The sequence below is a fragment of the Mesorhizobium sp. LSHC420B00 genome (genome assembly GCF_000503055.1).
Taxonomy (GTDB): domain Bacteria; phylum Pseudomonadota; class Alphaproteobacteria; order Rhizobiales; family Rhizobiaceae; genus Mesorhizobium.
In genome coordinates this window covers 25,948-49,271 of sequence record NZ_AYVY01000042.1, presented here as the reverse complement: position 1 = coordinate 49,271, position 23,324 = coordinate 25,948, and the positions used below count along the sequence as shown (strand labels likewise).

Below are 23,324 nucleotides of genomic sequence, written 5' to 3'. Positions count from 1 at the left end.
AAGCCGCTCGGCTCCGCCCGCTCGGATTTCTCCCGTGCGGCCCGCTCGCGCGGGGGTGGCGGCAGGGACCTGAGGCGCGCCGCCGGCAAGTACGTCAGGGCCATGGGCGGTGCACGCAACGCTGCCCGCGCCATGGCGCCGTCCCGCAGGGTGATGACGGGCCTGGGACAGCTGTTGGGGCAGGTGGCGCAGAACGGCCCGGCTGCGGCTCTGCGGGTCTTCAACCTGCAGAGCCTCGTCGGCGCCCCGATAGCGGACGTCTTCCTCGCCCTCACGGACCTCCTGTGTCCGGATGGCGGGACGATCGATGAGGCCATTGCGAGGAACGCGATGCTCGAGACCGTGGGCGAGCTCGGGGCGGCGGGAGATCTGCGTTTCGATGGCGCCACGCCCGACGTGCTGGACGCCGTGTTCATCGGTGCGCTCGCACGCTCGATCGAGACCAAGTTGTTCAACGAGATCGGGGGCAGGTCCATACGGCTCCCGACCGACGTTGCCGCGGTCGAGATCATTCAGAGGACGCTGCACGACTTCATCCAGGGCACCGTCCGCGATCGCTTCGCGGCTGCGGGCGGCACGCTGGCGTCAGTTCCCTACGCGGGCGTCGAGGCCTTCGTCCAGGCCATCTACGAGCAGTCCTTCGAACTGATCCGCATCCTGGGGGATAGCGCATGAGACGTTTCGTGTTTGTCGGCCGCCTGGGTGCGGCGGATAACGGGGCCGTGCCGGTCGTCCAGCCGGACGCGACGCCGGTGACGGTCCAGTTCGTGGCCGCGAACAAGCGGCTCGATTACGGCATCGGCAACGCTCTGCAGACGTTGGCCGACCTCGGTCTCAGGCCGACGGAAACCGCAATCGACCTCGTCATCGTCGCGGCCATGGTCAACGCGGCCGACACCCGCGCCTCGCGCTCCGCGAATGCACAGGACGGCTGGACCCGGGAGCTGGACCTAGTGGTGCCGGTGCGTGAGCCTGACTTGTGGGCGGCGCAGGGAGCGTTGCTCGCCCGCACTCTCAGGTTCTTGACCGGCGACCATTGGCGCATCGTGTTCAGGGCACGGCCCGCACCCTTTGCGACGATCGCAACGGCACGGCCGTCGCTGGGCCTCGCCGAGCCGGACGAAGTGTGTCTGTTCTCCGGCGGTCTGGACAGTCTCGTCGGGGCGTTGGATTTCCTGGCCGGGGGAGGGAAGCCGCTCCTGGTGAGCCATTACTGGGATTCGGAGACGAGCAAGGCGCAGACGTTGCTGCTGGACTTGCTGCGCAAGAATTACAAAACAAACGAGCCGTTGTCCCTGCGGGCGCGCCTCGGCTTCGACCGCAACCATGTCGACACCGGCGAGGTGGAAAACAGCCAGAGGGGGAGATCCTTCCTGTTCTTCGCGTTGGCCATTTTGGCGGCTTCGGGGCTGACGTCTGACGCCCCCGTTCGCGTGCCCGAGAACGGCCTGATCGGCCTCAACGTCCCCCTCGACCCGCTCCGCCTCGGTTCGCTCAGCACCCGCACCACTCACCCATTCTACATGGCGCGCTTCAACGAGTTGATGCGGGGGCTTGGCATCGTCCGGCGTCTGGAAAACCCCTACCGCCACGTGACCAAGGGTCAGATGGTCAGGGATTGCGAGGATCCGGCGCTGTTGCGCCGGGCCATTCCCTCCTCGATGTCGTGTTCCTCGCCGGCGAAAGCCCGCTACAGAGGCCTGCCACCGCAGCACTGCGGAACGTGCGTCCCCTGTCTGATCCGCAGAGCATCACTGGCAGCCGGCCTGGACGCGAACGAGTCGGATACGACACCCTATGTGGTGAAGGATTTGGCGGCGCGTCGTCTCGATACGCTCGAAGCCGAGGGCGAACATGTAAGGTCGTTTCAGCTGATGGCGGAGCGGTTACGGCGGAATCCGCGGGCCGCAAAGGCCCTCGCGCGCATCCCCGGTCCGCTGACCGACGAGCCGTCCGAGATTGACGACTATGTTGACGTCTTCGTGCGAGGGATGCAGGAAGTGGCCCATTTCCTCGAACCCGTCAGGGCGAAGCCTAGCTGAGCATGTCTGCACCACGCCTCGTCGATTTCCACTGTCACCTGGACCTGTATCCAGATCCGGCCGCGGCTATAAGAGCCTGTGAAGAGGCTAAGGTGGCGACGCTCGCGGTGACGACGACGCCGAAGGCGTTCAGGCAGAACATGAACCTTGCAAAGGGCGCCGAGTTTGTGCGCATCGGGCTCGGCATTCACCCGCATCTTGCCGAGCAGCGCTGGACCGAACTGCCCCTGTTCGAGGCGCTCTTGCCCGAGACGAGGTATGTCGGCGAAGTCGGTCTCGATGCGAGCCCCGCACACTACCGTTCGATCGATCGTCAAGTCGACGTCTTCAGGCGTATACTAACCTCCTGCCAGAGGGCGGGGGACAAGATCCTCTCCGTGCATAGCGTCCGCACGGCGTCGAAGGTTCTCGACCACATCGAGGAGCTGCTTCCCAGGGGCAGTGGCAAGGTGGTGCTGCACTGGTTCAGCGGGTCGATCGCAGACGCGCGGCGGGCTGCGGCTCTCGGGTGCTATTTTTCCGTCAACCAGGCGATGTTCAAGTCCGAGCGGTCAGTGGCTCTCCTCGGGACCTTGCCGCTCGACCGGCTGCTCACGGAGACGGATGGTCCCTTCGTGGAGGTAGATGGTTCCCCCGTCACGCCGGGCGGCGTGGACGAGGCCGTTCGCATGCTTGGCGACGTTGTGGGCCTGGGCGCCGAGGAGATGCGGCGCGCCATTTTGAATAATCTAAAGGCAGTTTTGGAACGGTCCGCAAACTGACGATTCCACGCCGACCCGGGCTTATCGTGGCCAGCGACTCTGCACCATTCGCTACCGGAGCTTGAGGAGCTCGATGAGCTCGTCGGCGTTGAGCAACTGGCCGGCACGCCTGTATGCCGGCGAACCGCGGCGGGCCTCGATCTCGGCATATTTCTGCAGCATCTCGCGATAAGTCGACACCGTGTTGGCGTGAGCGTTCAGGGATCTGTCCCTGAACTCCTCAAAGCGCCCGAGCTTTTCGACCATGAATTTGGCCATCGACATGTAGCCTCCCTCTTCGTTCCCGTCGAAGCCGTCAAACTTGGGATCTTTGCCCCAGTACCCTACCTGGTCCTCGACGCGCTGCCTGTCTACGGGGCTGAGCTTTTCATATCCCCATTCGATGGCTCGCCACATCGCCATCGTGTTGACGACGAAGTCGAGCGCCTCGGGGTCGTCGACGTCATCGTGAAAGATGCCCGACATTTCCCATTCCAGGCCCCAGAAATGGCCTCCGTAGATGGCGCTCTGAATCAACTCGACTGACTTCATGTCCTCGTAGCCTTTATGCTGGCGCAGGACTTCGCCTAGCATCCACATGATCAGTTTTTCAGAGCTGGTCGGCCGGAAGGCCTTGCGCCGACCAGCCTCAAGCCCCGTATACACCAAGGTGCGGATGGCCTCTGCCCGCGAAGGGAGGTCACGCTGCTCTCCCCGCCAAGCATCGATCCGGTCAATCGTGCTTTCATCGAGCCTGAGCTCGAATCGCTCGGTTTTCACCATTTCTACCTCCAATCAAAGTCCGTACAGAATCCATATCGTACGGATATTGTACGTAAAACACGGTGAAAGGCAAGCATCGCCATCTCGCGTGTCGTTGCTTGGGTCAGGACGGGCGTCACACACCCCCACGGCTGTCATGCCGGCCGGTGCCTGCACCTCCGGCATGTGGCTAGGCGCTCGTCGGGACCCTCAGGGAACTGGCGAGTCGATTAGAGTGCAGGTGTCAGGATCCGGGCCGTAGTACTGCGCGAACTGTCGCTTCGCCAAGGCGATCAGTGCAGCATTTTCGGATTTCCCTGTAAGCCATTTGAAATCGTAGCGGAAAGGTCCCGGCTCGAGGACCCATTGCAGGGCGAGATCGAACACGAGCATTCCGCCAAAGAAGGTGTTGACCAGCTTCTTGATGTTTTCGGGGCTCCGGCCGCGCACGGCGCGAGGAAAGATCTGCTCGGTGTCACCTCTGTCCTGGAAGAGGGACAGATGGGTGGCGAACAGCGACCCGGCCTCAGGGTTGAACTTGTCTCCCGCCATCCAGAAGCCCGGCCAACAGAAAAATTCGGGCCGGCGCTGCTTGTCCTGGCAAAAAGCGATGAAGTGCGAGATCAGGACCCGGACCGGCATGTTCACACCGGCATAATTGAACGTACGATGCTCCTCCATCAGGGCATCGACAGGGCCCTTGTCGCCGAGCAGCCCGACCACGGCAGCAAGTCCCGTCCGCGGATCATCGTATCCGCATCGCTCGCTCAGTCGCGCCGCGACGTGCTCATACTCCTGAGCGGAGAAACTTTGCACCGCCTGGGCGAGTTCGGGGGTTTCGGCTGCGGCCAGGCAAAGCCTTGTGAAGCGCGCGCCGGGATCAACGTCGCAGATGAAGCCCTCGAAGAACTCGATGTCGAGCGGAAACCCCCTCGTCGGGTTGATTGCCAGGTCGCAGATCAGCAGAAACAGGCCGACGATCGGGCTGTCATACCGTTCGGGCCACTCTGTCCCGGTAAGTACCAGGAATAGTTCAAACGCGTCGACATAGACGGGCGCAAAATAGCCTTGCTCGCGGTACGTCTGAAGCAGCTCGGGACCGCCTGACGATGCCAAATACTGAATTTGGCAAAAGCGGGCCTGGCCTTCGAATATCTGCTGGATGCCAATGTCGGCGTAAGGTGGGCGCGCACCGCGATGGAAGCCTTCACTCCGGCTGAGTTGAAGCTTGAGGAATTGTGCATCCCAGCGACCGGGGTCGGGAAATTGCCCTTCCGCGAAGTCACAGGACCCGTTGATCGCGTGGACGATCTCACCATAGGTTTTGAGGTAGCTGTGCCCGACGCTCTGAAAATAGGGCGTTTGCTCCAGCGAAAGGATCGACTCCGGCGACCAGGCAAGTTGCTTGTAGAACTTGATGTCGAGTGCGTTGTTGACGGCAATATTGGCGGCGGCCAGCACCGGATCAGAGTGTGTCCGACCGTCGAGCATCGCCCTGTGCGCCCAAGCCTTTACAGGTTTGACGACGCCGGCGCCCCGCGCAAAGGTCTGAAGAGACGTCATGCTGCCATAGATTTGCGCCGGGTACGCCAGGCTGAGGATGAGTCCCGCAGTAGACCCCATGTGCTGCCACCAATGCACGGTTTCGTGCAGATAGGTCGAGTAGGCTTGGTACAGTTCGGCTACCTCATGACCCTCGGTGTCGCGCTGGGTGAGGGCGTCGACAAGCTCATGGGCGCGGGGACTGAGGCGCAAGACGAAATGTTCCGTTGTGTAGCTCCCGTAACCTGCCAGCGTGGCGTCGAACACCAGTGGATCGTTGGCTGGGTTGAGCAGATACGGATCGAGATGGGAGAATGGGGACATGGGAGAACTGTAGCAGAGATTGAGCTCCGGAAGCGGGCAGCGGTTCGTTGGACATGTGCCTCGCAGCCGGACACGCTCCCGCGAGAAGAGAGGGACCAGAAGTCTCTGCGTCCTTAGCCAGGTGTCAGCGAGCATGCCGAAACATGCCCGCGACCCGGGCCATCGGCCTGGAACCTGATATGTGGATGGAACACCGCTGTGTTCGTGACAGTGAACAGGGCGTCGCAATCGCCGGTGATGCGTTGGTGATTGACGGAGCGGATGTTTGCCCTGAATCTCAGCTTATGCACGCCGGCTGCGAGATCAAGGTCGAGCGTCTCAAAGCCACGAATCAAATAAACGGTGTTTGCGGGGTTCCCATCGACAAAAATCTCGATGGTGTCCGCGTAACGGCGCGGGACAATCGGAATAGCCCTGTCGTCGATCCAAAGTCCGGCGCTGGGGATACTGACGTCATAGGTTGGTGGTGGCACATAGTGCGGTGGTAGTGGGGGCGGTGGTGTGACGATTCTTTGGATGCTCTTACGATAGGCAGACCCCGGGCCGATGTATGTCAGCACCGCGCCTGGGACCTTCCCGCCAGCATCGAACAAGGCGGCCTTATTGCCACTGATCGCCCACTGACCGTCACCGGTCACGAGCGTCGTCGGGAACGAATTTGCGAGGGCTCCGACCTGCCTCAGCTGATTGTTGTAGTCCTCGAGCTGTTTCTTGGTGTCATCGACCCATTGGACGGCGTCGCCGCAAGTGTCGCCGACTGTGCTGACGCAGAACTGGTCAGCCTTGGCCCTGGCGGGGTTGACATATTCCTTCGTGACGTATGCCTGGCCGGATTGCACAATGACTGAGCCGCCCTCCTGCGCGGCAGCCTTCAAGATGTCTTCCTGGTTCCCTCCAGCCGCTGCAACGGCCAGCCCCCGCACCGCCGCAGCCGTGGCTGATTTCTTGAGAGTTTCCTCGATTGTGCCGGTGGGCATCGTATTGATCGATGTACGACCTGTCGCAACCGCGTAGGTATAGATACCGGTAAACAGCGCCTTCTGCACATCGCCCTTCGATCTGTAGTACTCGTACCACGCCGCAAAGGCGGCGGTACCAGCCGGCCCATATGACGACGCCACGCCCTGGGCCGTGGTGCGGGCAACTTCACTTTCCTGCATGAGTTGGGCCGCGTTGTCGCTCTCGACCCTTAGTTTGTCCGTGCCAAGGTGCCAGATCGCATCGACCACTTTGCCCTCGCGAGCTCGTCTCTCCGCCGCGCTCAGGACGTCCTGATAACCTCTCGCCTCCCTCTCGGCGTACCGGGCAGACGCCTGTATCGCGTCAACGGCATCGTTCGCGGCCTTCAACTGGGTCTGCGCCGCGTCCTTCACGGCTTGGCTGGGATTCGTGAGGGCATTCTTGATCGCGGTCTGGGTCTCCCGGTCAAGCTTGGTCCCGAGGGCTTCAAAACTGAGCACCGAGGCAACCAAAGTTTGATCGCCTGTCGCCTTGGCCGCTTCGTTGATCGCGATGGACGCCGGAAAGGCGACCTTAATGCCATCGGTGACCATGGTCGGTGGGAACGATTGGACCGCGTTATCGATCGAGCGTCGAACATTATCGACGGTTTTGGTACCGAGATATCTGGAACGCAGACGCACTCGATGAAACATTTGTTTGTTTGACCGTCAGGGCAGGCTAGCGCCGCCGTAGAGATAATCGACGATATTGCGAATACTGCGAAAGAAAAAAAATGCCCTACCCATGCAGCCCCCAACCTCTCACTCCGCTCAATGAACGATGTTTGAAAAGTGAGCATTGTGCAACAACAGAATTGAGATCGAGGGCAAACAGATATGGGTCGATTGCTATTGAGCTCTCTATAAGTGCAACGTGCTTTTCCGATCTTGATTATTTGCGCCGGCGTGTCCGATCGACAATTCGGCTAGCTCCCGTCGGACACGGGGCTCGATGCTGCTGAGGCCATTTTCGCTTCTAGCCGAGAGGCCTTTTCCGGGGTGTCAATGTACTGAGAAAGAGCAGGTTTCGGCCCGAAGATATGACGCCAGACGATCTGGATTTCATTGTTGTGTCGGCGGACCTCGGTGCTGATCGTCGGTACGAGACGCGCATGGACACAAATCAGCGCATCGCTCGACCGGTCCTGGCCGACGGTCATCCGATACGCGAATTGAGCGATTGTTCGATTGAACCCGCGAACTTTGTGCTTATCCGTGACGTCGCGGTGCCGTGACAGGACGCCAAACGGCTGACGCTTGCTTGAACCGAGCACCAGCATGCGGGCGGTCAGGGGAAAGATCAGCTCGATGTCACCGGAGTGATCGTAGGGGGTGCGTGCGAGCAGCGGTTTGCGCGGGTCATAGGTACACACCGGATTGTCGGAGGTGAGGAATGGGATGTCGGTCTTGTTGTGAAGAACCTCGAAGCCAAGCCGAAAGCAGAGATCGCCGAACGTCTGGGATTCGTCCTCCATCGCGAGCAGAGTTTCTTGCGGATTGATGCCGACTGGGACTGTGTCGAACTGACCGGCGTAGCGTTCCAAGTCTGGGGGCAGCTTACCGATTTCCTCGAGCACCTTGCATTCGCTTCGCAGCTTAGCCTCCAGCATAAGCGCAATGCGATCACGGGTCGCCGGAACGCGCGTGCGCATGATCGTTTGCATGCCTTGGACATTGAAGGATAAAGCCGGTGAAAGACGACGTGCTTGAAGCGCACGGACGGTCTCCGGCCAAACGGTCTCGATCGGATTCCAGAGGTCTTCGAATCTGTGGTTTTCTTGACCGCCACCGGAGAGTTTCTGAGAGTAATAGTAGTTCTCGTACCCAGTTGCCCTCGGCTGCTTCGGCAGCGGTGCCTCTGGCGCCTCGGCCCGATAGACTTGGACGCGGCCGCGGTCATCGGCGAAGCCTTCCATGTAGGTGACCGAGATGAAGTGGTGTTTTCGGTTCGTCCGTCCCGCCCCGCTGCGGACCGGATTGAAGATGCTAAATGGCCTCACATCGCCATCGATGGGGACGTCTCCCCATTTGCCAAAATAGAAGGGCGGCTGCTCCATGGTCCTGTGGTTGGGCTCCCCGGTCACTGCACCTTGTCGGGCATGACCCTGCGGATTGGCATCCTCAGCTTCGGCTCTTCACGAAGCGCCGCGTGGCGTCCGTTTTCACCACCCGGATCGAATTGTACTGACTGGCGAGTACCTTGTAATCGACGATCAGCTTGCGGGCCATCAGATAGGCCAGAGCGGGGTTTATGCGCCTCGGCTCCCAGCCGTACCGCTCGGCGACCTGGCCTGTATCGTGAGGCATCGACGGGTCGTTGATCAGGTCGGCAGCGATACGCAGCGCGTCATCTTCGGGCGACCAATCCATGAAATATTTGTCAAATGTGGCAAACAGGTCCTCCTTGGGCAAGACGCGGCCGAAGCTGACGGAAACGAGATCGCGCAACTCGTGCAGAGCGTCCTCGATGTCCTCCTCTGACGCTTCAATGGCGGTCGCCAGCTCATCTACCCCTTTCTGAGGGTGCGAGAACATTGCATCCGAGGTCTCCTCAACAAAGATCTTGGCAATTGCCGTTGCGACCTTGGAGTAACCCGTTGCCGGCTGCACAGCCGCAATGGGCGCTGGGCCGAGCTGCGGCTTACGCGTCACGCCATGGATGTCGTTCACCAGATTGCGCACGCCTTCGTCTAGGCGCGCGGCATCAAGTTCTGGCGAGAGCATGCCCGACAGAAGCGGCGGCAATTCCCGTGCCGCGACACCGCAGCGAAGGGCTATGAAGCGCGCCTGCCCAGAGATGCGGCGGACCAGGCCGGCATCCATCTCCTGCTGGACCCACGGCTTCTGCATGGCGCTCGGGGTCAGCAGCACGATGAAATGCGTGCAGTTGCCCAGTCCCTCGTCGATTTTGCGGCGCAAGGAATCTCCGGAACGGATCTCCCATTCCGCCCACCAAGTATCGATTCCATCCGCCATCAGTGCGCGCGCGACCGTCTCTGCTAGCTCGCGATCGTCGAACGAGTAGCTGAGAAAGGCTTTCGGGGAGCCCTGTTGCAGGGGCAGGAACACAGTCGACGCCTGCTCATTGTCGCTCATCTTGTCCTTCACCAGCGCGAGAAGCTGCGGCGAGCCCTCAATACTGAGCCGCAAATCGTCAAGGGCTTCTCCAAGGACCCGGACAGTGGGAAATTCGCCTGTATCAGGATGGCGAATAGCACTGAACCTCTCCCACAGCTGTTCCTTGATGTTCTCGACAGCTGCAGCTTCAAAATCCTTTGCAAAATCCCCCGAATCAAACGGCCGGCCATTGTATCGCATGCCCATGTTGAGTCCTCGTGTTGGTCCCTTGATATGAACATACGCAGAACAAATATCAAAGGGAGGCCATTGAAAAACCACGGTAGATTGTGGGTCCGATACCGGATCTTTCGAGTTTCCGGAGCCGGGGGATCCATATCGGGGACAATGGCGTGACGGCAGGACTTGAACCTGCGACCTCCTCGCCCCTAGATAGCGGTGTCACGCACCACCCAAGTCGAAAGCGAGGCGCTCTATCCTCTGAGCTACGCCACGATCTGCCTATGCATCGTTGTCGACGACCAGTTGCGGCTTCTTGCGCTTTAACCGGTCTGACCTTTCCTCGGCCGCCTTCTTGATCTCGGCGGCCTTTTCCAACGCAAACGGCCTGGCGGCCTCGATCAGGCCATCGAAATGATAGCGGTTCGTCATGCTACCATTGGGCGTGTTGCGCCGTTCTTCCCGGCCAAGAAGTTTAAGGGCCTCGAGGGCGGCAATGCGTTTCTGAATGGTGCGGGGTGTCACCCCGATCGCCTTGGCGATCGTCTCCACCGAGGGGTGGGGCAGGTTGTCGGGCAGCCACCAGTACTGGACCAGGTGAATGATGATGTTCATATCGAGCGCATCGAGGCCGAGAGCCTGCTGCTTTTCGATGATGATGTTGGGGAAAGCGCTCCAGCCAGTGGCCATGAGCGCCTTGGTCCATTTCTTCTCGTTGGTGCGAAGCTTGTCGACGTCTGCTTTGGCGGATTCTGGCTGGGCCATGTGAGGCTCCCTGTGTGAACTGCATCCAGATATGGTGGTTTCCCGTGATGACGCAAGGGCATCGGGGGCGATTCTGCATTCAGGGGGAGGGTGTTTCAAGGTTCGTCCGACCTATGCCCCCGGATTCAGGGGCCGGGGAACCGCGCTGCACCCAAAGAAGATGACTTGATAATATGAAGCGTCGATCAGACGAACCGTGCTATATGCAAGCGATAAAATAGGGACCCCCCGACCAGAGGTTCACCCGGGGTGTTGACAAAGAGAGCGTCAATACCCATACTTTAGACGTGAGCATCGCTCCGGGGTTGGCGCCAGGCGCCAGCCGAATTTTTCAAAACGAAGACCCGGCTAGTCCGGGTCTTTGTTTTTTATCCTGTCAAAACAGCTGTATTTGATGCCGCAGGATGCCAGGTCCTCCGGCGGCAGGTGCGCGTCGATCAGACGCTTGTTGTCCATCAGGGCCTTGTAGGGCCGGTAGGACGGGTCATAGCCGCCCTTGGCCATCGGATAGAGGTAGAGATCGGCGATTTGCAGCATCGGTGTGGACTTGGTTCTGCCGCGGGGCTCCCCGCGCACGATGTCCCTAAACTCCTCGGCAGTTAACGACCCGTAGCTGGCGGAGTTGGCACCGTCGAACGGCATCCCCTGCGTCTTCAGGATCCGCGTGTAGGCCACCAGGTCGCGGTCCTCGGCTTTGCCGGCGCGCTCGAAGAACACGCGCAGCTTGCGGTCCTGGCTGCGGGCATATTTGGCGGCGCGCTCGATGAGGATGCAGTAGGCCGTTTTGCACATAAACCACAGGCGGTCCTGATACCGGTCCCGGTAGCGGGCGACGTAGCCGGGTCGGTCGACCGCGGCGATGCCGATCACGGGCAGCGCAAGCAGCATCCCCTGCAAATCTCCCAGGAATTCAAAAGCAGCCTCAGGCTTCTTCAGCCAGCCGAAGTCGCCACGGCCGCCCCGGATCGCCCAGGAGTGCAGCGGGTAGGTGATGCCGTGCTTCTGGCAGAAGGCCTTGTGGCGCGCGTAGAGCTCGTCGACGTCTTCCTCGTTGATGAGGATGCCGCCGAGGGCGAAATAATCCATCTCGTCCCGCCGCTTCTCCTTTGGTTGTCGGTCTGGCTCGCGGCTGCCGCTATCATCGAGGTAAAGGTGGATTTCACGGTCTGTCACGGGCAGGCTTTCATTGTCCGCAGCTTGGCGCAAAAACCGCAGGCTGCATAGCAATCTGCCGACCCGGCCGGGCGAGGGGGTTCAGCGCGGCGGCTTCTTGGCGTTGCGTTCCGCTTTTGACGGATCATCTTAGCAAGGAGCAGCTTGCCCTCGTTCTCAAATCCGATATCCAGTTTAGATTAGCCTTCTCAATCGGGGATGGACGCGGATGCTTCTATGGCCAAGACCTCCAAGCTCGCGATCTCCTGCATCACCTTGCCGGCGATGCCCTGCAGATCGCCGTACATTCCGACGGTCGACTCGATGACACCCTGGATCTGAGCCTCCCGCTTGGCCCACAGGCGGGTTGTGGCTTTCCTTTCCCTGGCAAGGTCGTCCTGCATATCGGAGAATTTCTCGACGATCGCCTCGACCCGGTGGCGAAACCTGGGGCCAGTCAGATAGCCGTAGACCTGCTCCATCTTGGTGGCCTGGCCGTCCTGGGCGAGGCGGGAGTTGGCGAGCTCGATGAGGGACTGCCGGAGCATGATCGCGATCGGCATCGCGCATTTGGGATGGGCGATGTAGACGCCATCCACCAGATCGAACGTTTCGACCCCCGCAGGCAGCGCCTCGGAGATCATCAACGCGATGTCTGCCTTGGCGGCGCACTGGTCTGTCCGCAGCTTGCCCAGCCAGCCCTGGCTCCAGTTCTTGGTGCGTTTTGATTCCCACAGGATCGCGCCGCACGGCTGGCCGGCCGGTCCCACCACGCGTTGCAGCACGTCACCACCGAACTCACCCTTGGCGACCGGTTCGATGATGTCCATCGGGAACCGGCTGGCGATCAGCGACTCCAGCTCGAGCTCAAGGACCTCGCCCTGAAGCTGCTGAGATCCTTGCTCGGCGCGGCGCTTCAGCTCCTCGATCTGGCGCTGCATGCCGGCAATCTGTTCCTCTTTTTCGGCCACCTTCATCTTGAGGCCGTCTTCGGCTTCGGTCCTGGCCTTGACGCGGACGGCGTCCAACCCTTCCTGGATCCTCTTTTCGATGGTCAGCGCCATTTCGCGCTTTTCATCGTCGAGCGCCCGCTGCTGCTTCATAAATTTGGCCTGCTGCAACTGCGCCGCGGCGAGCTTTTCGTCCCGCGCCCTCAGCGTCGTCTCCATCCCGCCCAGCCTCCTGTCCTTGTCCTGAAGGTCGGTCGAGACCAGAAGTTTTGCCTTGCGGGCCTCTTCGGCGGCGATGGCGGCACGCTCGAGCTTGAGTTTTTCGGCGACCTGGCTGTCGATGTCATCCCGGGCGGCGTCGATAGCCGCCTGCTTGCGTTGAACCTCATCCTCGCTGGCCGTCATGGCGGCGTTGCTCTGCGCCAGTCGCCGTTCATATTCCTCGCGCGTGGCCGCAATCAGCGGCGCCGCGAGCGACTCGTTGAGCTTGATGTCGGTCTTGCAGCTCGGGCAGCTGATTGTCGGCTCGTTGAGAGTCCTGGGCTGGACAGTCATCAGGCAGATCCTCGCAAGGGAACGTGGTGCAAAAGAACGCCTCAAAGTATACAGGATTGCAGGGCGACCGAATAGAACAAAGAGTGAACTTGCCAGTTATCCCCCGGAGAGGGTACCTGCTTGGTCACCTCTTCGACCGAACCGTGGCGGGGAGGGGAGGGGAGCAAAAGTGCTGACCGGCCGTGAGATTGTCGATCGGATGAAGGGCTATGAGTTTCTGGATCAATTGCTGTCCGAGGAGCGCACCGCTCTGAACAGCACCCTCGATCGGTTTCTCGTGTTGAACCCGTCGCTGGCCGATCTTCAGATCAACGTTGTATTCGAGAAAGAACCAAAGGATGATGAAATCATCCGTATGGGCCGCAAGGTATTGCCAGACATTGAGCGTTTCCAGGAGACCCTCAAAGTCATATCTTGCGCAACAGGACATAGCGCTTCCGGTGCTGCAGATGATGTCGGGACACCTTAAGATCAAGGCTCGGCCAAAGTGGAGGCCGTTGCGGCGAAGCCGGTAAGCGCGAACGTAACTTTCAAATGGATAGACTAGTTGGCCTCGAGTTGTATGAAATGGAAGTTGCTTAGCAAGTGCTCAAACGCTAATGTTCGCTTCAAAATACGCGCGGGGGCGCAGTGGGGTTTAGATACAGAAAGTCATTGAGGCTTATTCCCGGCATTCGCCTAAACGTTACCGGGAAAGGGCTCAGCAGTGCCTCCTTTGGCAAGCCCGGATCCACGTTGAACATGGGCCGCGGCGGCATTCAGAGCACGGCCGGTTTGCCCGGTTCGGGCATGTCCTATTCTTCCAAGCTCAGCGGCAAATCAGCTCTTTTTCTGGGTTTATTGATCGCAGCACTCGTGGCCCTGATCTACCACGCCGCCAGGGGAAGCCGGGTGGCGCAAGTCTCGTTGCTTGTTATCGGCGTCGGTGTGGGGGCGGCCTTGCTGGCCCAGAATTCCGACACAAAATCCGGCGCTGCGCCAAGCCTGACATTGGCAGCCCGAACCGTCCGCCAGGAACCAGGACAGACCCAACCGCTGCCGCCGGCAAGCCGCGACATCAGCCCTTCGAATCTGCCGCCATTTGTGGAAGCAGCCAAAGCGCCGGTTCAGCAGGACACACCCGTTGGCGATGGCTGGCCCACCTCCGCTGGTGATCAGAAACCGCCAAGCACATCATTCGGAACCGATCTGGGTTCCTCGGCAGCGGTCGAGCAGCCGCAAAGCGAGCAATTCCCAACGGCAGTCGTGACCAGGACCGCGAACATCCGTTCGGATCCTTCCATGGGCGGCACCGTGGTGAGGCAGGTGCCCGCCGGCACCGCTCTGACTATGGTCGAAATCAATGGTCGCTGGGCCCGGGTCAGCAAGGACAAAGTCACATTCGGGTGGATCAACCGCTCGCTGCTGGCGGCGCAGCCCTCCTACCAGTAGCACACCGGGCTTCTGCCGCCTGGCCTGCTATAAGCGCTCCGGCCCCCGCACAAACGCCCATTGCGCATCAGGTCGTATGGGCAGTCGCATCTGCCGACCACGGGATCTCTGACAGGATCGCCCGAAGCATGCTCCGAAACGGTGCCGTCATCTGATACAGCCGCTGGCGCGACCGGTGTGGTCGAAGTCAGCTCGACCGGCTTCGCCTCGCTGAGGTAGCCGCCATGGATCCATCCGATCCGTGCGGAGACCGTCACATTGTACCAGTCACCTTGTTGACCATTGGTCTGGACCAGGTCCCCCAGCGGAAGCGTGGTGATGATACGCGCCCCGGTGTCCGGCGCGACCCTGACACGGACGTTTTTGGTGGTGTACAGCCAGCGAACCAACGGGGTGGGGTTGGGCTTCTGGGCAGCCACCGCGTCGGGCTTTGCATAGGCAATCGAGCGGTTGTTCGGCTGTGCCTGAGGCGCCGCGGAGGTGGTTGCCGCGGGGACCGCGGGCGGGGCGGGGGGTGGCGATCGGGCGTCGATGCTCGACATGCCCCACCCGATAGCGCAGAAAACCGCGATGCCCCAGCCGATCCGTTGTTGGCTGACCATTTCACCCTCCCTGCACAATACAAAACAGAGCAGTCCGCGAAAGTCGAATCGACTTTTTGGTGGCTAAATCTCAAGTCAATTGACAGCAGAAACCGAGCATCTGTAGATAGGGAAGGGGATTGAAAATTGGGGCGGGCTAGCGCATCGACGCGCTTTGCAATTCCGGTTTCAATAATTTTTGGACGCTACCTGCCGAATGCCGGGAGACCCGGGCTTGCGGGAAGCGATATTTCGGCGAAAAGGCGAGTAAAATGTCCAACCAGTTTGATCAGATACCGTTTGGGGCTGCAGAGTTCGCGGATAACCCCGAACCTCGCTGTCCATGCCTCCTTCTGCTCGACACGTCCTATTCGATGAACGGAGCGCCGATCGACGCGCTGAACCAGGGCCTTGTCGCCTTTAAGGACGAGCTCGCGGCGGACAGCCTGGCGATGAAACGCGTCGAGGTCGCGATCGTCACCTTCGGCCCGGTCAACATCGTCGCGCCTTTCCAGACCGCTGACCTGTTTACGCCGAGCACGCTGGTGACCAGCGGCGACACCCCAATGGGTGCGGCGATCGAGCAAGGCCTAGAGATGTTGCGACGTCGCAAGGATGAGTACCGCGCGAACGGCATCTCCTATTATCGCCCCTGGGTCTTTCTGATGACGGACGGCGCACCCACGGACAGCATCGTTGCGGCCGAACACGCGGTCAAATCCGGCGAGGCGGCAAAGGCGTTTTCGTTCTTCGCCGTTGGCGTCGAGGGTGCCAACATGGACATCCTTGCCAAGCTCTCCACACGCCAGCCGCTGAAGCTAAGTGGCCTCAAATTCCGCGAGCTGTTCTCATGGCTCTCAGCATCGCTGTCAGGCGTCTCGCAGTCGCAGGTCGGACAGACCGTGGCGCTCCAATCTCCCGCAGGTTGGGCCGAGGTGTGATGTCTTGGCGCATAGCGTCGGCTAGCGCCATCGGCACTTCGCATGTCACGGCCGGTAAGCCCTGTCAGGATAATTCGGTCCATGCCCTGATCGAGGGCAGGGAAGGTCCAGTCCTCGCGGCCGCTGTCTGCGACGGCGCTGGCAGTGCGGCGCACTCGGAGGTTGGGTCTTGGCTGGCCGGGCAGAACCTGCTGGAGCTCATTTTCGTGCACTTCACAGAGAACGGTGCGCTCGATCAGATCGATCGGCCAAAGGCGTTGGGCTGGGTGACCGAAATTGCCGAGCGCATCGCCGCCCATGCGCGCGCCCTCGGACACGAGGTGCGCGATTATGCATGCACCCTGCTTGTTGCCATCCTCGGCCCCACAAGCACCGTGTTCTTCCAGGTCGGCGACGGCGCAATGGTTGTTTCGCACGGCAGTGAAGACGGATGGTCCTACGTGTTCTGGCCGCAGCACGGCGAGTTTGCCAACACGACCAACTTCGTCACGTCGTCAAATCTCGCGGATGCCCTCGAATTCGAGTTCGCGCCGCGCCGCATTGACGAGGTCGCGCTCTTCTCGGACGGTATCGAGAACCTCGTCTTGCACCAGGCTTCGCGCAGCGTCCATCAGCCCTTCTTCGATTCGATGTTTCCCGCGGTCAGACGATCGGCGGCTGCGGGCGAGGATTCCACGCTGTCGGATGGGCTGAAGGCTTATCTGCTGTCGCCGCAGATCTGCGAGAGGACCGATGACGACAAGTCCTTGATATTGGCCACGAGATCGCCGGCTGAACCGATGGTGGCCGCAAAATGAATGCCAAGGTTCGCGAGGTGTTCACCCTGCGAGGGGAAGCCCTCAAGCTTGGCGAAATCGTCGGCCAGGGCGGCGAGGGCGCCGTCTACGACCTGGCTGCACACAAGAACCATGTCGCCAAAATCTACCACCGGCCACTCGAGCAGCAGAGGATCGACAAGATCCGAGCGATGGGCAAGATCAAGACCGAGTCCCTTGAAAAACTGACGGCCTGGCCGACAGGGCTTGTCTGTTCCAAGGACAGCAAGCCCATCGGGCTGATCATGCCGAAGATCAGCGGGCGTAAGAGCATCCATCAGCTCTACAGCCCCAAAAGCCGCAGAACCGACTTTCAACGAGTTGATTGGCGATTTCTGACACGTGTGGCGGCAAACACCGCGCGGGCATTTGCGGCCGTTCACGACAATGCCTGCGTCATCGGCGACGTGAACCACGGCGGTGTCCTCGTTGCACAGGACGCTACCGTGCGTCTGATCGACTGTGACAGCTTCCAGGTCTCCTATCTGGGCCAGCAATATCTTTGCGAGGTGGGCATCGAGACCTTCACACCGCCGGAGCTGCAGGGCAGATCGTTTTCGGGCATCGTGAGGACGCCCAATCACGACAATTTCGGTTTGGCCGTGATGATGTTCCTGTTGCTGTTCATGGGAAAACACCCCTTTGCCGGCCGCTACGCGGGAACCGGCGACATGCCGATTTCGAAGGCGATCGAGGAGTACCGCTTTCCGTACGGGGCGAACGCCGCCGCGGTCGGAATGGCGAGGCCTCCGAGTTCCCCCGAACTTGCCATCGTCGGCCCACGACTTACAAAAATGTTTGAGGATGCCTTCTCGCAAAGGGGAACGTCGGCTGGCAGGCCCGTGGCCCGGGACTGGGTGGCTGCCCTGGCGGAACTTGAAGCGAACCTCAAGCAGTGCTCCGCCAATTCCAGCCACTGGTCACTTGGCTCATCGCCGTGCCCTTGGTGCAAAATGGAAGGTGCCACCGGCGTCCCGCTGTTCTCAACCGTTGTTCCCGCCGGCGGGGCGACTCTTTTCGATATCGCCGGATTCCAGCGGCAGGTGGACGCCATCCCGCATCCCGGACCGGTGCCGACCGTCTCCGAGAAGAATGTGACACCCGATCCCAACGCCTTGAAGATCAAGGGGCACGCGCGCCGCACCAACTTCCGGGCCGGAATAGCGGCCGCAGTGGTCGGCGTCGCCGGCTTGATGATGGCGCAGATATGGGTGGCGGGCATCGCCTTGGGGGTCTTTCTGGGACTGAGAGGTCTCCTGAACAGGGACAGTGAGGCTGCGGAATACCGGCGTGTCGCCGCCGAGGCCGCCACCCAATGGAAGAACGCGCAATCCTCATGGATGCAGAGGGCCGGGCCGGATGCTTTCGACAGGCAAAAAACGGTCCTCGCCGCGCTCAGGCGCGAATGGGACATCTTGCCTTCCAAACGGGTAGCCAGGCTCTCGGAGCTTGAGCGCAACCGCCGTCAGGCGCAGCTGCACCGGTTCCTGGACAACTTTGAAATCTCATCGGCAAAGATCGAGAGCATCGGACCGGGCAAGAAACAGGTGCTAGAGTCGTATGGCATCGAAACAGCGCTCGATGTCGAGAGAAACAAGCTTTACAGCGTGCCCGGATTCGGACCCAAAACCGCGCAGAAGTTGTTGAATTGGCGAAGGTCCGTCGAAGCCCGCTTTGTCTTCGATCCGTCACGAGCGATCGATCCACGCGATATCGCGCAGATTGACCAGGATATTCTCGGCGACCGCAAGCGGCTGCAGGGCGCCTTGATTCTCGGTCTTGAGCAACTCAAGCAGACAAGAGCCCAGATTCTTGCCGCCCGCGAACACAGTCGCCCGGAAATGGAGCGATTGCGGTTGGTATTGGATCAGTCGTCGGCAAACGTTGCCGCGATTTCAGGTTGAGACGGCTAACGCTGGATCGCCAATCAGGCTCGGTGAGTTGTGGCATACCTTCATCATGGTTGCGCGTCAGTGTGAAATACCGATTTACGTTGGAGGCCTCGACGATTTTTGCCGGCCGGAGCGCTGACTTGAAGAGAGGTGAACGGCGGCTTTGCGCCCTCAATGTGGACGTTGCCGTGAGCCTTGTCTCTGCCCAAAAGCTGTCATCGCCAAGTAATGCGCGGGAGGTCGTCCAGGAGATTCGAGCTAAGCCACACGGTATGTAATCAACGTCTATGGATGCGGCCCGTCGAACTCAGGCGCGGAGATGTCCAACGTGCCGTGCTTAAGGAACGCGTCATCGAGTCGGGATGAGATCCAAGAGTAGGCTTGTGGTGTCAGTTCGATCGCTGGTTTGCGCATGATGGCCCGGCGCGGATTTGTGTTCCCATTACCTGCCGACTGATTTCTGAAGGTTGGAGCGAAGGCTGCCGACCCCAATTCCTCCATCATGTCGGCCATCGATACCCCAGCCAAAAGCGGTCCATCGATGAAGACTGGGGTGTGAACCCGGACGTAGTGAGACCACTCGGTCTTCCAGGTGCGAGCTGCGATGTCGCCCCGCGTTGCGTCGTCAACGCCCGGCGTGTGCTTTCGCCCTATGGCCCTTCCGTAGATACGATAGTCGCTACGATCAAGCATCATTCGCGCCATGAACATGACTGCACCGTCCTGGACCTGCCTCGGGCGCTTTCCGGTCGGGTAAGTGCACGCCCAATGCGAGCCAGACCGCGCAACCTCTTGTCCAATCTCCATGCCCAGCTCCGCCCGATTGTCTGCGCGACCGAAGAACTTGACGAACGATTGGAGGGGAGCTCCAGTCGACCTATCTGATACGAAAGGCGATTCCAGCTCCACCGACTCTCCGTAATCCGGCAAGGCGGACGTTGGAATCATCGGAATCATACGAACGCCGGCAAGCTTCTTGGTCCAATCCGCGATTTGGTCAGGAGCTAGGTCGTTCTTCGTCCTGCTCCATAAGGCGACGAAGTAGTCCATGCAGTGCGACACGATTCCAGGTTCACTGGCGCAGAAGCCAAACTCTTTGTTGCGGAACATCGCCGCCTCGGTGAGATTGGCGCTGGTGACAATGGCGGAGGAGCTGCCAAACAGGTACATTTTCGAGTGAAGTCCCGTGATCCCTCGGACTCTCGCCCCTGCGCCAAGAAGTATTTCAAGCGCCTTGAGATCGCTCACGCCCGCATTGAAGACATTGAGGTCGAAACGAGTGATTACCTCAATAGTCTTGGGCGCACCCAGTTTCAGAAAGAGCTTTGTCGTGGACAGTTTGATGAATGGACAAATGATCCGCAGAGCCGCTGGCCGCAATCTCATCTCGCTGTCGATTTCCTCAGCCCACCCCTTATCGATAAGTCGAAAATTTTCCAATTGGCACTCCATGCCGGTCATTCCAATCCCGGTTTCTAAAGCAAGTTGCCCATCACTTAGAAGCGGACGCACAGCGTCGCCATCTCCTACGTCAGCTTACCGATGATCGTCCGAGCTAACGATCGGACCAGAGGCCATTCCAAGTCGGCTCGTCGAGGTGCTTCATTGTTCTCCAAGCGTGTGAGGACAATAGTGTTCGCGCCGAAGGTAGCGCAGAGGCTTCCGCAATCAAACTGTGTGCTTAAGATATTCAAAAGTTTCCTGTGCCACTGCTACACAGCAGGCTAGCATAGATTCCGACAGGTGGAGGGCTTGAGTACGTGTTCAGCCTATTGATGGCCGGCGGGGACGCCGTGTGGGACGTGCAGCCCGGCGTCCCACACAACGATACATTCATTCTTTCGCGCTTCCTTGAATATACAGACCCCTCAATCGTCACCAGCTTCCAACCGATTTCCGTAGCGAATTTAGCATACCTCGCCCAGCTACCCGCCGTTTTTATGAGCGAACTTGACCGCGACCTACACGGCCAGGAGCATTTTCGCATAAGACTTGGGCGTGTATCCAATCTCTCCGTTGTTGGAAGCGAGATTCATTACACATTCCAACTGAGCCATAACTTCGGCAACGTCCCGGTAGTGAACCGGGAGGCGTTCCGGATGGCGTTCCGGATGGAGAAGTTTGAGCTTCACCGGACACACTGGGCGATCAAGGCTGCCGACCTTGCTACGGCACTGCAGGCCATAACTCCGCAGCCGCCTGCAATTGCAGTTCCAGTGCTGAATCCACCACAGCCAGCCCAGCCGGCCTTGCCAATTGTCGATACACTTCAGGAGTTCATGACATACGTCTTAGGACTCGTGGAACACCCGGGAGAGGAAATCTTCTACCGGGGACATTCCGATTTCAACTATCGGCTCGAACCATCACTTTTTCGCAGAAACCAAACCGGCGGGTATCGTTATCTCCCAAAGGAAGAGGTGATGGTGCGGGAACTGTTAAGCGTTCAGGATGCCCAATTTGTTCGTGACCGCTCCATGCTGGACCGCTTGGTAAGAATGCAACACTTCGGACTTCCGACGCGGCTCCTCGATGTAAGCTCAAATCCGCTCGTCGCCCTTTATTTCTGCTGTTCTGAATCCAAGAAGGATCAGGCGGGCAATGAACTCGACGGGGAAGTGGTGATCCTCCGCGCTCCGAGCGCGGACGTTCTCCATTTCGATTCTGATCGCGTGAGCTGTATCTCCAACCTCTGCCTCATGAAGGAGGAGGAGGCAAACAGAATGGATCTCACGCTACCGCGTCTTGCGTTTAACGGCACGGCGGATGCTATCAAACTCCTTCACTTCATAAAGCGGGAAAAACCGTATTTCGATAACCGCATCGAGCCATCCGACCTGCAGAAGATAGTTTTCGTCAGAGCGCGCAACACCCACGAGCGCATGGTCTCACAGTCAGGCGCATTCCTGCTTTTCGGAAAGGACGCGATCCTTCCCGAAACCGGCCACAGCAGCATATCTGTGTCTCGGGTCCGTATCCGTCAGAAGAACGCAATACTAGCGCAGCTTGACAAGCTGAACATCAAGGCCAGTACAATCTATCCGGGCATCGAAAAGGCTGCCAGCGACATCGCGAAGAAGCACGAGGTCGCGTGAAGCTCAAATGCCGAAATAATGGTGTGTTCATATATCAAGATCCGTTTCGCCTCGTCCTTTCCGTTCATCCATGCAAGCGTGTTTCCCACGATGTTTCGTTTAGTCATTCATCTGGTTCGATATACACTGATAAGCGTTTGCGCCGTTGTTTCCTGTTTTTACAGCTTGCCGCCCTCGTGGAGGTCCCTTGTCAACTGATGCCAAGGTCGGCTTCCTAGTCCAGTCATCCGATAGCTTCCGTTCCGCTATCGGCCAATCTGTGAGCTATAGGAGGCGCTTCTATAATGCATGTTCGCTGACCTGTATGTAATAGGCAGGAAGGGGGACTCCGCTATGGGGAGGCTCGGCGGATAAGTGGCCGGGAAGACAGCTCTGAGGAGCTTGGGTTTAGCAGAGATCAGACATGAAACTACGCGAATACGATTTGGAGAAGGGCCAAGGACGGCGCATCCCCTCACCGGGCGGATGTATCTATTGCCGCCGGGTGCCTATTCCTCCGGCCAAGCTGACCAACGAGCATGTGATCCCGTTTGCGATCGGGGCAAACGCCATTGTCTTCCTGGACGGCTCCTGCGAGGAATGCGCGAGGACAATCCAGCGATACGAGCAGGAGGTCCTCCTGAAACAGCTGGGTAATTTCCGTCGTCAGATCGATGCTCCTAGCCGCACTAAGCCGAAAAAGCGTCCGACCCACGCCAACGTCAGCTTTAAGGAGGTAGATGATCGAGGCCAGGACCTGCGGCACTTGGGTCTGCGCACCATTCCAATAGCGAACCTCCCTCTGGCATTGAGCCTGTGGCAGCTTCCCGAGCCACGCATCACGCGCCCAAGTGCCATTCCAGGCGATGACAATGGGAGGCCTTGGTATTACTGCGACGACAAAGAGACTGTCCAGAAGCTCTGCCGCGAGGTCGCCGAGGAGACGGGTAGCAAAAACGTCGCCATGGAGATCGGCGCGGTCAATCGGCCGCACTTTCTTCGCTTCCTTGCCAAAACGGCCCACGCTTATGCCGTGGCGGAACTCGGCCTTGATGTGTTCGAGCCAACACTGACCGACATCATCCTCAACAGAGAGGACGACATATCGAAATACGTGGGTGGCTACTATGGTCCACCCCCGCCCGGCAGCGCTCCCGAGAACCTCGTGAACGCCCACATCGGTCGGGCCGTTGAGCGGCCGGGAAAAGGGCTGATTACAGTTGCGCTCCAGTTCTATCCTTCGCTCGGGTCACCGACCTACAGCGTAATCGTCGGAAAATCCCTAATCGATATGAACGAGCACGCGTTCGACCAAGGGTATGATGTCGCCCGCTAAGAAGGGGTATGGCCGTGAGCGTGCTCTGGACGCCGTGGCTCATGCCATTTGAGCAGGCTACCGTGCGGCAGGCGAAAGTTTCAAGGCATGAGTTCATCCTTATCTCGGACGGTGGACGGCGAAC

General features: G+C 59.7%; 20 protein-coding genes and 1 tRNA gene. 10 read left to right on the top strand and 11 right to left on the bottom strand.

Translation table 11 applies throughout. The features are described from left to right. From qatB to qatD, 3 genes are all read left to right on the top strand, one after another. Positions 1 to 675 (top strand): Qat anti-phage system associated protein QatB (qatB, locus tag X760_RS77540; protein ID WP_023722613.1); only part of this gene is annotated, 675 nt, incomplete at its 5' end. Then, on the top strand, positions 672 to 2,042 hold the full coding sequence (qatC, locus tag X760_RS70950; protein WP_023722612.1) for a Qat anti-phage system QueC-like protein QatC: 1,371 nt from the start codon (positions 672 to 674) through the stop codon (positions 2,040 to 2,042). The genes qatB and qatC, both read left to right, overlap by 4 nt. A gap of 2 nt (positions 2,043 to 2,044) precedes the next feature. Then, entirely contained in the window at positions 2,045 to 2,803 is a 759-nt protein-coding gene (gene qatD, locus X760_RS70945; protein WP_023722611.1) for a Qat anti-phage system TatD family nuclease QatD, read from the top strand. A 51-nt stretch (positions 2,804 to 2,854) separates the two neighbouring features. On the opposite strand, the gene X760_RS70940 is transcribed toward qatD, so the two are convergent. From X760_RS70940 to X760_RS0140080, 9 genes are all read right to left on the bottom strand, one after another. Beyond that, a complete protein-coding gene (locus X760_RS70940) occupies positions 2,855 to 3,565 on the bottom strand; it encodes a YfbU family protein (protein WP_023722610.1) in 711 nt (236 codons plus the stop codon). 189 nt (positions 3,566 to 3,754) lie between these two features. After that, positions 3,755 to 5,410 (bottom strand): hypothetical protein, encoded by a 1,656-nt coding sequence (locus tag X760_RS70935; protein ID WP_023722609.1) that lies wholly within the window; start codon positions 5,408 to 5,410, stop codon positions 3,755 to 3,757. A gap of 113 nt (positions 5,411 to 5,523) precedes the next feature. Then, positions 5,524 to 6,963: a hypothetical protein gene (locus tag X760_RS70930; RefSeq protein ID WP_023722608.1), complete on the bottom strand. Its 1,440-nt coding sequence runs from the start codon at positions 6,961 to 6,963 to the stop codon at positions 5,524 to 5,526. 374 nt (positions 6,964 to 7,337) lie between these two features. Beyond that, positions 7,338 to 8,468 (bottom strand): DUF4238 domain-containing protein, encoded by a 1,131-nt coding sequence (locus X760_RS70925; protein ID WP_023722607.1) that lies wholly within the window; start codon positions 8,466 to 8,468, stop codon positions 7,338 to 7,340. A 64-nt stretch (positions 8,469 to 8,532) separates the two neighbouring features. After that, a complete protein-coding gene (locus X760_RS70920) occupies positions 8,533 to 9,735 on the bottom strand; it encodes a toll/interleukin-1 receptor domain-containing protein (RefSeq protein ID WP_023722606.1) in 1,203 nt (400 codons plus the stop codon). A gap of 144 nt (positions 9,736 to 9,879) precedes the next feature. Next, positions 9,880 to 9,984 (bottom strand) — tRNA-OTHER (locus tag X760_RS70915). Between the two features lie 6 nt (positions 9,985 to 9,990). Further along, the gene (locus tag X760_RS70910) at positions 9,991 to 10,473 is read right to left on the bottom strand and encodes a helix-turn-helix domain-containing protein (RefSeq protein ID WP_023722605.1); all 483 of its coding nucleotides are present in this window, start codon (positions 10,471 to 10,473) and stop codon (positions 9,991 to 9,993) included. Positions 10,474 to 10,821: 348 nt separating this feature from the next. Then, entirely contained in the window at positions 10,822 to 11,646 is an 825-nt protein-coding gene (locus X760_RS70905; RefSeq protein WP_031195207.1) for a DUF3800 domain-containing protein, read from the bottom strand. A gap of 188 nt (positions 11,647 to 11,834) precedes the next feature. After that, entirely contained in the window at positions 11,835 to 13,130 is a 1,296-nt protein-coding gene (locus X760_RS0140080) for a DUF2130 domain-containing protein (protein ID WP_031195206.1), read from the bottom strand. Positions 13,131 to 13,299: 169 nt separating this feature from the next. Between X760_RS0140080 and X760_RS76865 the strand changes: the two genes are divergently transcribed. Beyond that, positions 13,300 to 13,599, top strand: a complete 300-nt coding sequence (locus X760_RS76865) for a hypothetical protein (protein ID WP_156948324.1) — start codon at positions 13,300 to 13,302, stop codon at positions 13,597 to 13,599. Positions 13,600 to 13,760: 161 nt separating this feature from the next. Next, complete coding sequence (locus X760_RS70895) at positions 13,761 to 14,561, top strand: DUF4236 domain-containing protein (RefSeq protein WP_084643102.1); 801 nt, start codon at positions 13,761 to 13,763, stop codon at positions 14,559 to 14,561. On the opposite strand, the gene X760_RS75735 is transcribed toward X760_RS70895, so the two are convergent. Further along, positions 14,552 to 15,163: an SH3 domain-containing protein gene (locus X760_RS75735; protein ID WP_023722600.1), complete on the bottom strand. Its 612-nt coding sequence runs from the start codon at positions 15,161 to 15,163 to the stop codon at positions 14,552 to 14,554. The two genes, X760_RS70895 and X760_RS75735, sit on opposite strands and share 10 nt — an antisense overlap. Before the next feature lie 251 nt (positions 15,164 to 15,414). Between X760_RS75735 and X760_RS70885 the strand changes: the two genes are divergently transcribed. Genes X760_RS70885 through X760_RS70875 form a run of 3 tightly spaced genes read left to right on the top strand, consistent with a single transcriptional unit; the run spans position 15,415 to position 18,802 of the window. Further along, positions 15,415 to 16,083: a VWA domain-containing protein gene (locus tag X760_RS70885; protein WP_023722599.1), complete on the top strand. Its 669-nt coding sequence runs from the start codon at positions 15,415 to 15,417 to the stop codon at positions 16,081 to 16,083. Then, positions 16,083 to 16,880, top strand: coding sequence for a PP2C family serine/threonine-protein phosphatase (locus X760_RS70880; protein ID WP_023722598.1), 798 nt, complete (start codon positions 16,083 to 16,085; stop codon positions 16,878 to 16,880). The genes X760_RS70885 and X760_RS70880 overlap by 1 nt, the downstream gene beginning before the upstream one ends. Then, complete coding sequence (locus X760_RS70875; RefSeq protein WP_023722597.1) at positions 16,877 to 18,802, top strand: hypothetical protein; 1,926 nt, start codon at positions 16,877 to 16,879, stop codon at positions 18,800 to 18,802. The genes X760_RS70880 and X760_RS70875 overlap by 4 nt, the downstream gene beginning before the upstream one ends. Positions 18,803 to 19,075: 273 nt before the next feature. Here the strand turns inward: X760_RS70875 and X760_RS70870 are convergent, their stop codons facing one another. Continuing rightward, entirely contained in the window at positions 19,076 to 20,302 is a 1,227-nt protein-coding gene (locus tag X760_RS70870) for a phospholipase D family protein (protein WP_245278769.1), read from the bottom strand. Positions 20,303 to 20,550: 248 nt separating this feature from the next. Here X760_RS70870 and X760_RS70865 point away from each other — a divergent pair, with 248 nt between their 5' ends. Then, positions 20,551 to 21,885, top strand: a complete 1,335-nt coding sequence (locus X760_RS70865) for an FRG domain-containing protein (protein WP_023722595.1) — start codon at positions 20,551 to 20,553, stop codon at positions 21,883 to 21,885. Positions 21,886 to 22,288: 403 nt separating this feature from the next. Continuing rightward, on the top strand, positions 22,289 to 23,200 hold the full coding sequence (locus tag X760_RS70860; protein WP_023722594.1) for a hypothetical protein: 912 nt from the start codon (positions 22,289 to 22,291) through the stop codon (positions 23,198 to 23,200). The last annotated feature ends 124 nt before the right edge of the window (positions 23,201 to 23,324 follow it).